The organism is Haloarcula sp. H-hyl2 (genome assembly GCF_056934385.1).
In genome coordinates this window covers 1067485-1079229 of sequence record NZ_JBRIIJ010000001.1, presented here as the reverse complement: position 1 = coordinate 1079229, position 11745 = coordinate 1067485, and the positions used below count along the sequence as shown (strand labels likewise).

The following is an 11745-nucleotide window of genomic DNA, read 5'->3' as shown; positions in this document are numbered from 1 at the left end:
AGCTGATTGTCGGCAGCGGTTCGTCCACTCGAAGAGTGACGCAGAGCAGCTGCTGGGCTGCCCACTATCGTGACATTTTCGTGTTGTTCTCGGTGAGATGCCTGACAACGAGCCTGGTGAGCGCCAGCAGAAGGGCCCCCACGACGATCGCCGGGGTGTTTATGAGCATGTCCTGAACGAACGGTAATCCGGGTTCGATGAGCGCCGACATACCTGCCCTCGTCGACGCGGAGCGCTTCGATCTATGGCCGCCCGCAGGCTTCCTATGGGCAGCCTTATGATTCTTGATAGATATGTCGGTCGCATGGACAGACGGACGTTCTTGGCCGCCCTTGGACTGACAGCGACGGCTGGCTGTCAGTTCGGGACGTCAGATCCGACGCCCAGCCCTCCCCCGACGGACACTCCCGCCACGACTCCAACGAGGAGTCCGACTGTGACAGCTACCGACACGGCCACTCCAACAGCGACCGCAACTCCAATGCAGCCGGCCGTCACCTACCAGTCCTGTAGCCAAGTCGCCGTCGACGGCGGGACGTACGGCACGGTCTACGTGGCTCGCGTCGATCGCGAGGCCGTCGAATACGATACAGGCTATAGCGGACGGCAGACGTTCTCCGTTACCGGCGTCATCAGCGAGGTAATCGTCTACTACGCCGGCGGGTCGGTGGCAGTCCGGAATCCCGAGGTCAGCGCCTGCCAGGGCGACATTGACGGCGAGGAGCCCACACCCACGGAGACCGAGTCTGCGGCGATAGAAAACCAGGCAGTCCTCGATGTCCAATCGCTCGTCGAGGACGCCGTCGCCCGATACATCGCGATCGGGCGGCCCGGTGGCGGGCTGTTGGATGTGACCGCGGCTAACAGCGTCGACGGTGCCGAGATACGGGAGCCGCTCTACGACGCTCGCGACCGCATCAGCGATGCCGAAGACCAGAACCTCTCCGACGTCGAAGAGACCCGGCTCAGCCATCTGAAGGGTGCACGGTGGTGTCCGTGGTATCTGGAGCCGACGCAGGAAGCGCTCCGGACGACACACCGTCGAGCGGCCAACGCGTGGGATCGGGCGATCGGCGGCGACTGGACGGCCGTGCGATCCCGTGCGGAGTCGGTTCCGGAGGACGCTGCCGATGTCCGCCCGCAACTGGAGAAGGTCACCGGCAACAGCGACCCCGCGGACGTGGCTGTCCTCGCAGATCGCTCTGCCGAAGAGTACGAGGACAAGATCGACCAGATCGAGACGGCAGTCGACGAGTACGAGGCGCTCGCCTCGCTGCTCCTGTCCGTGGCCGATGCTGTAGAGACGTTCGCGACGGCCGCTCGGGAGTATCGTACCGATGAGTATCAGGATGCCAGCGCGACGTTCCTTACTGCCCGCCAGAACTTCGAGGACGCCGGCGACACGGCTGATTCTGCCGACTGGTCTGGGCCACGCGCTCGGATCGTCGAGGGAGTCACGGAGCTCACTGCAGCAGCAGCCGAGGGGTGCCGGCTGTACGACCAAGCCGCACAGGCCGGCGCTGATTGGGAGCAGGACCGTCGCGAGAGCCTTGCCAGTGATGCGGACGATGCGCTGTCGGGTTGGGAAGGGGGCCGCGACGCCCTCCCCAGGACGTAGTCACGCCCGATTGGCCGTCTCGGAGCGCTGTGACCTGATATCGGAGACGATCTCCGCGACCGGCGCCCAGCGTGCCACACCGGAGCGCGATCCGGCCCGGCTCGCGCGTCGGGCTGGTGGTTGAGCAGACGCTCTCGACCGGCCAGCGCCGCCGCGACCGATGGGAGCCCCGCACGGACGGGCAGTGGGACTACTACGAGGATGAGCTCTCAGATGGGGAGTGGCGGCCGGTCGGTCAGGACGTCGTCATTGATCCGGACGATCGCCGATCTACTGGACGGTGCCGTCGAGAGCGGGCCCGTCGTACTGCTGCCCGCTCATACGGAGCACCCCCCGTTTCGACTGTTCCAGCCGAAATATCTATCTCGTAATATGATGTCCACCTATCTGTCGGTGTCAGCGTCGCGTTATTTTGAGACTCGGCAGCGTTGGTGTGTAAGGAAAATGAATAGAGCCAGGGGTGGGATTTGAACCCACGAACTCTCGATTACAAGTCGAGTGCTTGGACCACCCAAGCTCCCCTGGCGCTTCGCATGGGGTAGTTCTGGGGGGACCGTTTAGAGAGTATCGCTTTCGGTCGACTTCTCGAACTCGATCCGGTGGGGAGTGTACCCGTGGTCGCGGTAGAACCGGCGGGCGGCGTCGTTGTCAGCCATGGCCTCCAGCGAGATTATCTCTGCGCCATCGTCGGCCAGCGCGGACTCCGCGGCGGCCAGCAGTTCGCCGCCGATGCCGCCGTCCCGGAACGACGTTTCTACATAGAGGTTCTCGACGATGCCGCGGACCGCGTCCTGTTCGTACGTGCCGCTCTCGATGGTGAACATCACGAAGCCGACGAGTTCCTCGTCGTCGTCGGCGACGAAGAGTCGATCGTTGACCGTGCGCTGGAGCACGACCTCACGGATGGCGGTTCTGTTCGAGGCCGTACGCAGATGCGACTCGTGTGCACGCTGATCTCGTGCGAGATCGACCCAGAGGTCGGCGATCGCGTCGGCGTCGCTGGTCCGTGCGGTCCGGATCTCCACAGGGACAGTCGGGCTGGTACGGACAAAACGTTTCGCCTGACTACACGTTCCGGCAGTCGCTACAGAGCAACTGACCGTTGAACGACGCGAGATTCCGGGTGAACGTCCCGCAAGCGGAACAGATGCCCTGCTGTTCGAACCGGTCCTCCGCGACCGTCGCCGAGCCGTCAGCCGTAGCCACCTGCTCTGTGGTCGCTACCTCCTGGGTCTCGGTGACCTGCTCGGTTGACTCGCTCTCCATGCGGGCGGCGGCCAGGACGTCGTGTTCGGTGACGGTTCCCAGCGGTTCGCCGTCGTCGACGACGAGCAGCCACCCGGCGGACCACTCGAGCATCGTGTCGCGCACGTCTGTGAGGCGGGCGTCGGGGGCCACGGACGGAACCGATTCGACCATCGCGTCGCCGACGGTCGCGTTATCGGTGTCGCCGGCATCGACGATATGCCCGAGTATGTCTGTCTCTGTGACTACGCCAACGGGTTCGTTCCCGCGCAGGACGAGCGCTGTGGTCTCGTCCTCGCGGACGAGCAACTCGGCGGTTTCGTGGAGGTCGTCGGACTCGCTGGCACCGACGAACTCCCGGTTCATGACCTCTCGGGCGGTCACCGCGGCGTTCATGTGTGTCAATATCTCACGAGCTGCCTAAAAGGTACCTCCACCACGCTTATGCTACGCGGTGACGTACCTCTTTAGTCCCACCAGTCGAAGTGGACGGCGGTACCGGTTTCCCGGCACTCCTCCAGCGCGTGTTTGGCCTCCATCCCAGCGGTGGCAGCCGTCCGTCCGCGACCGACGCCGACCTTGAGTTCGACGCCGACGGTCTCCTGGACGTGGTCGATGGCGTCCCGGTAATCCTCGCGGTCCAGCGCCGAACAGACGGCGATGATGTTGTCGCCGCCGACGAAGAACGACAGCGAGTCGTGCGCGTAGCGCATGTACTTCATCAGCGCGGCGTAGCCCTGCTCGATGTTGATGAACGTGTCGAACTCGTTGAGCTGGTCCGTGTACTTCCCGGTCGCGTCGTCGACGTCGAAATGTGCGAGCTGGACGTCGGTGTCAGTCCGGTCCGTAGACGCGAGGATGTCAGTCTCGAGCACCTCGCGACGACCGTCGTCCTGTGCACTGCCTGCTGCCTGGAGCTGTTCGGTCGCCGTCCCCAGGGCCGCTGCCGGCGATGGTGCGGTCGCCACCGAGAGGCTCATCGTCACCGGATAGCGGTTCCCCACCGACTCCTGGATACGGGCGTGATCGGACCTGTCGAGACCGTTCGTGACCGCGACCATGTTGTCGAACCGAGAGAAAAAGAGGTAGCCGTCACGGTTGCCGAACAGTTGTGCGAGGTCCGCGTAGAGTCGCGATTGGAGCGTTTGGAGGTCGACCTCGCGTCTCGGCTCCGGCGTCACCGTCCACGGCCCGTAGTTGTCGATCTGAACGTGGGTTACCTGCGTGTTCGTCACTGTCGGTGCCGACTTCGTGAGGGGCCAACATTGGTCTGTCGGAAGCCGCTCACTCCGGCGAGAGAATCTCGGTTCGCTGGAGTTCGACGGATCCCAGCATCGAGTCGTAGCTGACCACTCCCACGGCAGTCAGTCTCGGGATGTGCTCCTCGTAGAGTTCGGTTCTGAGTGCCTGTACGTCGTCCTCGTCGACCGCAGCCGCTGTCGTGTCCCGCTCTCTCGCCAGAATCGCGGCAGCGAGGTCCTCGACGACCATCGGGTCGCTGCTGTCGTCCAGAATCTCCAGGGCCAGTCGGCAGTGGTCGTCTTCGAGCAGTCCCTCGACGACGTGGTCGGGCAGGCTGGTCGGCTCGTCCGTCCCGTTCGAGCTACGTGTGGCCATAGACGGGACTACAACAGCCCGGTACAAGTATGTGTCGTGGTCTCACACCACTCGATCAGGCGTGGGTGAGCCGGTAGGGCCACCAGTCCGCCTCACGGAGCGCGCGTCCGAGCGCTTTGTGGAAGTCCGGGAAGTCCTCGAACTCCTCCTGATCGACGTACTCGAAGATGTCGGCGACGCTGACGACGGTCTCGTAGTCGATCCGGACCGGGTGATCGCCGTACTGGTCGACGTAGTCCGCGGCCGACAGCGGGAAGTCCTCTTCCTCGTCGATCTTCTTCGCTAGCACTGCGTGCCCGTACTTGCGGCGTCCTTCGCTGCCCTCCTCACCGTCGGGATCGTGCGGCCAGTCCATACCTGCCACTGAGAACAGCGGGACAAAAAGAATTGCTTTCGGGGTGTTACCACCGGTTGGGGTCGGACCCACCGCTGGATCGACCGCTGCGCCACAGCAGGCCGCCGATAACGAGGAAGATGAGTACGCCGGCACCCACACCGACGATCAGCACTGTCGAGATGCCCGCGACAGTATCGGGCAGGGAACTCGGGAGGAGGCCGTCAGCACCACCGCCGGACCCGCCACCCGGACCCGCCGCGTCGGTCGGTGTGGGAGTCGCCGTCACTGCTGGCGTCGGAGTCGGCGTGGGACCCTCCGGTGTGGGGGTTTCGACCTGACTCTCGACGATCTGAACGACACCGACAGACTGGTCGTTGACCGCGACGTTGTACGATCCGGCCGAACTGGTGACCGAAGACAGCGTCACCGTTTTGGACTCGCCAGGCGCGACGCGGACGGCCGTCTGATTCACCGACTCTTCGTTGACCGACAGCGTCATGTCGTAGTCGTCGGCGATGGCCCCGTCGTTCGCGACTGTCGCCTCGACCACGATACGCTGGCCGCCGTCAGCATCGACCGTGTCGAGCGATGTCTCGGAGATGGAGAACATCGGCGAGAACTGACCGACGGCGAACGACGAGCCGTTCGTCACGGTCCCCTCGTAGACCACTGCGTCCGCGCGACGGTCGACGACCGTCGTGTCGACAGCTTGCCACTCCTCGTCCTGATACTGGTACAGCGAGACGTCGGTGGGGTCCAGCCCCAGCGAGTCGAGTTGAGACCGGTTGACCGCCACTCGTGCCTCCGTCGCATCGACGGGGGCCGACGAGGAGACGGAGATCACGCCGGCGACTGTCGCGTGGGACGACGGCAGCGGAACGTCGGCCGCGGCAGGGTCGGCGTATTCCGTGACCGTCTGTTCGAACTGGTGGTCCGACGTCGTCACGTTCCACTGTTCGAGCGACACCGAGCGGTTCTCGGCTGTCGGCATCCGGACGTAGTAGGTCTCACGGAGCGGGACACTGTTGACGCGGACGGTCACGTCACGGCTGGCGTCGAGTCGCGACGATTCCGTCGCCAGTGTCCGCTTGACAGTGACGTAGCCGGCCAGTTCGTCGTCCGCGCGGAGTTCGTAGACGCCCGGCCGGTCGAAACTGACGTTGATCGACGCCCGGTTTCGTTCGTCCGGTTCGACCACCACGCGCTTCTCCGCGACGGTGGTCTCGTTCCGGGTGAACGTGACCGTATGCCCTCCTCTCGACGTCCCGAGATTGCCGACCACGGCAGTCACTTCGACTGAATCACCGACCAGAACCTCGGTACTATCGACGTTCGCGTTGGCGAGGTACGTACTGGGCGTTGCGGCGGCAGGCGCCATCGCAACCCCCGCGACTGTGAGGCCGACCAGACAGGCGGCGGCGAGGATAGCCGCCGGGGACCCTTGCTGTTGGTGCATTATATCTGTGTGACCAACACCAGGAGTATAAAACTGCCCAGTTGTTGACTGAACTACACTAACTCGTCGGCGCCGAGAGGGCCTCAGAACACGATGGGACTTGGATTTGAACCCGATGCCAGACCGCACTTCGTTCGGTCTGCCGTGATTCAAATCCCAGCGTCTCGCTGTTGCTCCTCACGTGAATGCTCGGAGCAAAGCAGCGGTGGGACTGGGATTTGAACCCAGGAGGCATAACGCCACCTGCTTTCAAGGCAGGCGCAATGGGCCACTCTGCCATCCCACCGCGGACGGGTCTATTGGACGGCTCCTCTAAGAACTGTCGGTTCGGCGGACGACCGTCAGTTCGTCGCCGTCGGGTTCGACGGTCAGCCCGAGGTCGGCCAGGCAAGCGGCCGTTCGCGGCGGGACGAGCCGGTCGGCACGACGGCGGGCGGTGATGAACGGCAGCGCGTCACGGAGATCCGACGGTCGTGTGACGACGGGATCGCTCGGCAGGAAATCGACGTCGAGCCCAGCTTCACGCGCACGGTCTGTCAGGGTCACCAGTGCTGGTGCGGTGTAGGCGTCCGCGAAGTCGATTGTGTCGGCGAAGCCAGCGTAGTACACCCGTCCGTCGGTCGAGGGGCCGAGGACGACCTCGCTGGACCGGAGTTTCATCGCGGCGCTGTCGATCCGCTGGCGCGAGAGGAGCGCGCTCGTGGGTCGGACGGCGGCGGCCGTCGTCACCTGCTCCTGTTCGAGCAGGTACGTGACGGTGTTGCCCACACGGCCCGCGAACGTGGTCCCGACCTGTACCTCGTAGCGAGCGTCGTCCGGGTCGGCCAGTGCGGGCTCCAGTACCTCCCGGAGGCTGGCTTCTGGATCGACGTCGGCCGCCATCTGGTCGGCGGGCCGGTAGTTGACGAGGAGTTCGCCCCCGCTGTCCTCGACGGCACGACAGACGTCCTGGACCATCGCGGTGTACAACTCGACGGCTTCGGCCTGGGTGAGCGGGCCGTCGACGAACGGTGCCAGGACTTCACCCTCGACCGGCGGGTCCGCGAGCACTGCTACAGTGGTCATACCCTCCCCTCGGACCGTCCGGGGTTTGTCGGTTGCGTTCACGGGTGGGACTTATTCCGCTGGCGGACTCACGTCCAGTGTGCTCGTGCGCGACCTAATGACGACCGACGTGGTGACGGTCCCGGTCGACGAGACACTGGAGGTGGCTGTCGGGCGACTACTCGACGAGGGTGTCGGCTCCTGTGTCGTCGTGAACACGGACGGCACACCGATGGGATTGATCACGGAGAGCGACGCGTTGGAGGCCGCCCACGAGACTGGTAGACCGCTTTCCGATCTCGGTATCCGCGAGGTCGGCCACCGTGCCGTCGTCACGACCGCACCGGGCCGGTCGGTATCGTCGGTCGTGCGAACGATGATCGAGGCCGGCGTCAAGAAGGTCCCCGTCGTCGACGGCGTCGACCTCGTCGGGATGATCACGCTCACCGACGTCGTCTGGCACTTCGCTGACCTCAAACAGGAGCTCTCTACGACCGAGCAGGTTCGAGACCGCTGGGACCCCAGCTGAAGGTCCCGTAGCCGGCACATACCTTTGCCATCGTTCGTGTGACTATCTGGCATGGGCCAGGATACGAGCTACGACGCCGGACAGACGTGTGGCTGTGGCGGGTGTAGGGGCGAGACGCGCAGCGATACAGCGGCATCGTCGACGGTCAGGTGCCCCGACTGTGGGCAGGCACGACGGCTCTGTGGCGACTGTACTGCCAGACGTGAGTACCGGATCGGCTACGCGAGATACCGCGAAGGCCGCCGACGACTCACCGCCGGGCTCGACGACTACGCTCAGGAGCGCTGGACCGAGGCCAGAGCCCACATCGAGGGGGCAGCGAGCGAGTTCCAGACGGCTGTCGATCATTTCACGACCGCCGTCGGTCGCGCCGGGAGCGACGCCGTGGCCCAGCCCTGTGAGCAGGCCCGCCAGAAGGTGACCTGTCTCTGGCAGGCGATGGAGTGGCTCAGCGGCGCGACCTTCGCCAGAGAGCGTTCGGCCGACAGGCTCGCAGAACGATTCCACCGCGACGGTCGCCAGCGGTTGCAGACCGCGGCGGATTACGGGACGGTCGCCGCACCGGGCGCGCTGGGGTGAGTTTCCTACCGACCGCGACGACCCTTGGTCTGGCGGTAGTCGCGACCTAACGTCTCGCTGAAGGCCTCCAGGAAGGCGGTCCGCTCCTCGTCGGTCTGGTCGGCCGGTTCGATCATCGGGAGGAGTTCGAATCCGCGCCCGCGGATGGTCGTGGCGTGTTGCTCGGTCACGTCGAGTTCGTCCTCGCTCATCGTGGTGTACTCGAAGGCAAGCGCTTCGAGCGCGCGCTGGCCGACGGGAAGCAGAATCTCGGGGTTGATCATCCGCACCTCGCTGTTGAGGTAGGGCTCGCAGTTCCGCACTTCCTCGTCTGTCGCGTCACGGTCGGGGTGGCGACACCGAGTAACGTACGTCAGGAGGGCGTTGTCCAGGGTGGGTTCGTCGGCGTCGGGGTCCTCGCACATATCGACGGCCGTGAGGATGTCGAGCAGGCCACGCTCCTCGTCGCCGGTGAACGGGACACCGGACGCGTCGGCCTCCGCACTGGGCGACCCACCGAGCACGAGGAACTCCGCGCCGACGTCGCCGTAGCCGTGGACCACGGTCTCACGGGTCTCGCAGAGCGCCTCGCAGTTCTGACACTCCTCGTCCATCCCGAAGGGGTTCGAGGCCTCCTCCTGGTTGGCGTCCATGTTAGTCCTCGTCGACGGTCTTGGCCTTCGTCTCGGCGTCGTCGGGGTCGTTCTGCGGACTCGACGGGTGGTAGGCCGTCTCGTACGCTCCGGGCCGGTCGTCGAGTCGGTCGGGGTTGATGCGGCCACCCAGCAGCATGAAGTCAAGCACCGTACAGTAGAGCATGGCCTCGACGACCGGGACAGCACGTGGCGGCAGCACGGGGTCGTGCCGGCCCGTGACGGTGATCTCCTTCTTCTCGCCGGTCTCCCAGTCGACGGTCTCCTGGGTCTTCGGGATCGAGACCGGCGGGTGCCAGGTCACTTCCCCGTAGATGGGCTGGCCGGTGGTGATACCGCCCTGGATGCCGCCGTGATCGTTCCCCTGTGGGACCGGGTCGCCTCTCGCTCGCGACTCCTCGTCGCTCGCGGATTCCGAGGCTGTCGCCTCGCTCTCGCCGAACTCCCAGTCCTCGTTGTACTCGCTGCCTTTCGTCGTGCGGGCCTCGCGACCGATGCCGTACTCGAAGTCGTTGACGGCGGGGATGGAGTACATCGCCTGTGCCAGCCGCGACGGGAAACTGTCGAACCGCGGGGCGCCCAGCCCCGACGGGACGCCGCGGCACTCGAAGTAGATGGCCCCGCCGATGGAGTCGCCCTCCGTCTGGTGTTTGTCGGCCAGTTCGCGCATCTCCTCGGCGGCCTCGGGGTCGGCACAGCGGACCTCGTTCTCCTCGCTGTGTTCGAGCATGTCCTCGAAGGTGACCGGGCCGGCCTCGACGTCGCCGATCTGACAGACGTGGGCCTTGATTGTCACGTCGTAGTCGGACTGTTCGAGGACCTGCTTGGCGATGCCGCCGGCGGCGACCCAGTTGACGGTCTCGCGGGCCGACGAGCGGCCGCCGCCGCCCCAGTTGCGCGTCCCGAACTTCGCCGAGTAGGTGTAGTCGCCGTGGGAGGGTCGCGGTGCCGTGATGAACGGTTCGTACTTGCCCGACCGGGCGTCCTTGTTCTGGATGACCATCCCGACCGGCGTCCCAGTGGTGTAGCCGTCCTGGATGCCGGAGTTGATGGCCACCTTGTCCGGTTCCCCCCGCGAGGTCGTGATCATCGACTGGCCGGGTTTCCGCCGGTCGAGGTCTTTCTGGATGTCCTCTTCGGAGAGTTCGACCCCCGCCGGGACACCGGAGACGACACATCCCATCGCCTCACCGTGTGATTCGCCGTAGGTCGTCATGCGGAAGAGACGACCGAACTCGTTGCCGTTCATTACGAAGGGTTCCGGGACGGGGGCATTTGAACCTTGTAGATGCCGGTTCCCGCACCCGGCCCGCTACCGCTCGACGCTCGCACCGAGGTCTGCGAGCAGATCGAAGAAGTTCGGGAACGAGACGTCGACGTGTTCGGCGCCGGTGACGGTCGTCTCGCCGTCGGCCACGAGACCGGCGACCGCCAGGGACATGATGATCCGGTGATCGGCCCGCCCGTCGACGGTCGCACCCTGCAGGTCGGTGTCCTCGCCGTAGACGATCAACTCGTCCTCCTTCTCTTCGACCTCGGCACCCATCTTGGTGAGTTCCTCTGCCATCGCGCTCACGCGGTCGGTCTCCTTGTAGCGGACGTGTTCGGCGTCGGTGATGCGGGTGACGCCGTCGGCGGCCGCGCCCAGTGTCGCGATGGTCGGCAGGAGGTCCGGCGTGTCCTCGACGCCGACCTCGATCCCCGAGAGGTCGCTCTGGCGGACCGTGATCTCGCCGGCGTCCTCGTCCCAGTGGAGGTCGGCGCCCATCCGGTCGAGGATGTCGACGATGGCGGTGTCGCCCTGTGCGCTCGGGACCGCCGAGGTGACGACGACCTCGTCGTCGGCGGCCAGCGCGCCCATCGCCAGGAGGTAGCTGATCGAGGAGAAGTCACCAGGAACGTGGTACTCGCCGCCGTCGGGGTCGTAGGTCTGTCCGCCGCCGACGCTGTATCCCTCCGCGGTCACCTCGGCGTCGACGCCGTAGGCGTCCAGCACTTCCAGCGTGATGTCGACGTACGGTGAGGACTTCAGCCCGGTCGTCAGTTCGATATCGATGCCCTCCTCGGTGACGGCGCCGGCCATCAGCAGCGCGGTGATGTACTGCGAGGAGACGTCACCGGGGATGGCGACGTGGCCACCCGAGATACCGTCGCCGACGACCAGCGGTGCCTGGCCGTTACGGCGGGTGCTCTCGGCGCGCCCGCCGAGGTCCTCGATAGCTTCCAGCAGTGCCCCTTGCGGGCGCGAGCGCAGCGAGTCGTCGCCGGTCAGGACCGTCAGGTCGGCCTGGAGTGCCGCGGTAGCTGTAACCAGTCGCGTGGTCGTCCCGCTGTTGGCGCAGTCGATGACGTCGTCCGGCGTCTCGGGCCGGCCATCGAAGCCCTCGACCGTCAGCGTCTGCTCGTCTTCCGAGAGGTCGGTGTTGCCGCCGTACGCTTCGACGGCACGCATCGTCGCTCGTGTGTCGGCGCTGACCAGGGGCGCCCTGACGACGGCGCCGTCGGCGTAGCCGGCTGCAAGGATCGCGCGGTGCGTGTAGCTCTTCGACGGCGGGGCCTGTGCGGTCCCGTCGACCGTGGATTCGGCGATGGTGATGTCCATGCTCGGGGCCTTGCGGGCGGGCGACAAGAGACTACCGTTCCCGCGAACTGTCGGCCCCCGGAAGACACTTTACGCCACGAGCGCAA

Annotated in this window: 14 protein-coding genes and 2 tRNA genes; 3 read left to right on the top strand and 13 right to left on the bottom strand. The window is 65.6% G+C overall.

Annotated features, from left to right (window positions below; translation table 11 throughout):
• Positions 1 to 64: 64 nt before the first annotated feature.
• The gene (locus Hhyl2_RS05570) at positions 65 to 211 is read right to left on the bottom strand and encodes a hypothetical protein (RefSeq protein ID WP_483549739.1); all 147 of its coding nucleotides are present in this window, start codon (positions 209 to 211) and stop codon (positions 65 to 67) included.
• A gap of 270 nt (positions 212 to 481) precedes the next feature.
• Between Hhyl2_RS05570 and Hhyl2_RS05565 the strand changes: the two genes are divergently transcribed.
• A complete protein-coding gene (locus tag Hhyl2_RS05565; RefSeq protein ID WP_483549738.1) occupies positions 482 to 1618 on the top strand; it encodes a hypothetical protein in 1137 nt (378 codons plus the stop codon).
• Positions 1619 to 2070: 452 nt separating this feature from the next.
• Here Hhyl2_RS05565 and Hhyl2_RS05560 read toward each other — a convergent pair.
• From Hhyl2_RS05560 to Hhyl2_RS05520, 9 genes are all read right to left on the bottom strand, one after another.
• Positions 2071 to 2144, bottom strand: a tRNA-Thr gene (locus tag Hhyl2_RS05560).
• A 31-nt stretch (positions 2145 to 2175) separates the two neighbouring features.
• Positions 2176 to 2643 (bottom strand): N-acetyltransferase family protein, encoded by a 468-nt coding sequence (locus tag Hhyl2_RS05555; protein ID WP_483549737.1) that lies wholly within the window; start codon positions 2641 to 2643, stop codon positions 2176 to 2178.
• 40 nt (positions 2644 to 2683) lie between these two features.
• Entirely contained in the window at positions 2684 to 3259 is a 576-nt protein-coding gene (locus Hhyl2_RS05550) for a CBS domain-containing protein (protein WP_483549736.1), read from the bottom strand.
• 71 nt (positions 3260 to 3330) lie between these two features.
• Positions 3331 to 4098: a GTP cyclohydrolase III gene (locus Hhyl2_RS05545; protein WP_483549735.1), complete on the bottom strand. Its 768-nt coding sequence runs from the start codon at positions 4096 to 4098 to the stop codon at positions 3331 to 3333.
• A gap of 49 nt (positions 4099 to 4147) precedes the next feature.
• The gene (locus Hhyl2_RS05540) at positions 4148 to 4480 is read right to left on the bottom strand and encodes a DUF7344 domain-containing protein (RefSeq protein WP_483549734.1); all 333 of its coding nucleotides are present in this window, start codon (positions 4478 to 4480) and stop codon (positions 4148 to 4150) included.
• 55 nt (positions 4481 to 4535) lie between these two features.
• A complete protein-coding gene (locus Hhyl2_RS05535) occupies positions 4536 to 4835 on the bottom strand; it encodes a DUF5785 family protein (protein ID WP_483549733.1) in 300 nt (99 codons plus the stop codon).
• Positions 4836 to 4881: 46 nt separating this feature from the next.
• Positions 4882 to 6273, bottom strand: a complete 1392-nt coding sequence (locus Hhyl2_RS05530) for a PGF-pre-PGF domain-containing protein (protein WP_483549732.1) — start codon at positions 6271 to 6273, stop codon at positions 4882 to 4884.
• Between the two features lie 203 nt (positions 6274 to 6476).
• A tRNA-Ser gene (locus tag Hhyl2_RS05525) sits at positions 6477 to 6559 on the bottom strand.
• A gap of 26 nt (positions 6560 to 6585) precedes the next feature.
• A complete protein-coding gene (locus tag Hhyl2_RS05520; RefSeq protein WP_483549731.1) occupies positions 6586 to 7338 on the bottom strand; it encodes a hypothetical protein in 753 nt (250 codons plus the stop codon).
• A gap of 97 nt (positions 7339 to 7435) precedes the next feature.
• Between Hhyl2_RS05520 and Hhyl2_RS05515 the strand changes: the two genes are divergently transcribed.
• Positions 7436 to 7846 (top strand): CBS domain-containing protein, encoded by a 411-nt coding sequence (locus Hhyl2_RS05515; protein ID WP_483549730.1) that lies wholly within the window; start codon positions 7436 to 7438, stop codon positions 7844 to 7846.
• 51 nt (positions 7847 to 7897) lie between these two features.
• Positions 7898 to 8425: a hypothetical protein gene (locus tag Hhyl2_RS05510; RefSeq protein ID WP_483549729.1), complete on the top strand. Its 528-nt coding sequence runs from the start codon at positions 7898 to 7900 to the stop codon at positions 8423 to 8425.
• Between the two features lie 5 nt (positions 8426 to 8430).
• Here Hhyl2_RS05510 and Hhyl2_RS05505 read toward each other — a convergent pair whose 3' ends face one another.
• From Hhyl2_RS05505 to aroA, 3 genes are all read right to left on the bottom strand, one after another.
• On the bottom strand, positions 8431 to 9057 hold the full coding sequence (locus tag Hhyl2_RS05505) for a uracil-DNA glycosylase (RefSeq protein ID WP_483549728.1): 627 nt from the start codon (positions 9055 to 9057) through the stop codon (positions 8431 to 8433).
• A 1-nt stretch (position 9058) separates the two neighbouring features.
• Positions 9059 to 10306, bottom strand: coding sequence for a chorismate synthase (aroC, locus tag Hhyl2_RS05500; protein ID WP_483549727.1), 1248 nt, complete (start codon positions 10304 to 10306; stop codon positions 9059 to 9061).
• 63 nt (positions 10307 to 10369) lie between these two features.
• Positions 10370 to 11659, bottom strand: a complete 1290-nt coding sequence (aroA, locus tag Hhyl2_RS05495; RefSeq protein ID WP_483549726.1) for a 3-phosphoshikimate 1-carboxyvinyltransferase — start codon at positions 11657 to 11659, stop codon at positions 10370 to 10372.
• Between the last annotated feature and the right edge of the window lie 86 nt (positions 11660 to 11745).

Excerpts from the sequence above, each read along its gene's own strand:
- Hhyl2_RS05570 (WP_483549739.1), bottom strand. The coding sequence starts at position 211 with ATGTCGGCGCTCATCGAACCCGGATTACCGTTCGTTCAGGACATGCTC.
- Hhyl2_RS05565 (WP_483549738.1), top strand. The coding sequence starts at position 482 with ATGCAGCCGGCCGTCACCTACCAGTCCTGTAGCCAAGTCGCCGTCGAC.
- Hhyl2_RS05550 (WP_483549736.1), bottom strand. The coding sequence starts at position 3,259 with ATGAACGCCGCGGTGACCGCCCGAGAGGTCATGAACCGGGAGTTCGTC.
- Hhyl2_RS05540 (WP_483549734.1), bottom strand. The coding sequence starts at position 4,480 with ATGGCCACACGTAGCTCGAACGGGACGGACGAGCCGACCAGCCTGCCC.
- Hhyl2_RS05535 (WP_483549733.1), bottom strand. The coding sequence starts at position 4,835 with ATGGACTGGCCGCACGATCCCGACGGTGAGGAGGGCAGCGAAGGACGC.
- Hhyl2_RS05530 (WP_483549732.1), bottom strand. The coding sequence starts at position 6,273 with ATGCACCAACAGCAAGGGTCCCCGGCGGCTATCCTCGCCGCCGCCTGT.
- Hhyl2_RS05520 (WP_483549731.1), bottom strand. The coding sequence starts at position 7,338 with ATGACCACTGTAGCAGTGCTCGCGGACCCGCCGGTCGAGGGTGAAGTC.
- Hhyl2_RS05515 (WP_483549730.1), top strand. The coding sequence starts at position 7,436 with ATGACGACCGACGTGGTGACGGTCCCGGTCGACGAGACACTGGAGGTG.
- Hhyl2_RS05510 (WP_483549729.1), top strand. The coding sequence starts at position 7,898 with ATGGGCCAGGATACGAGCTACGACGCCGGACAGACGTGTGGCTGTGGC.
- Hhyl2_RS05505 (WP_483549728.1), bottom strand. The coding sequence starts at position 9,057 with ATGGACGCCAACCAGGAGGAGGCCTCGAACCCCTTCGGGATGGACGAG.
- aroC (WP_483549727.1), bottom strand. The coding sequence starts at position 10,306 with ATGAACGGCAACGAGTTCGGTCGTCTCTTCCGCATGACGACCTACGGC.
- aroA (WP_483549726.1), bottom strand. The coding sequence starts at position 11,659 with ATGGACATCACCATCGCCGAATCCACGGTCGACGGGACCGCACAGGCC.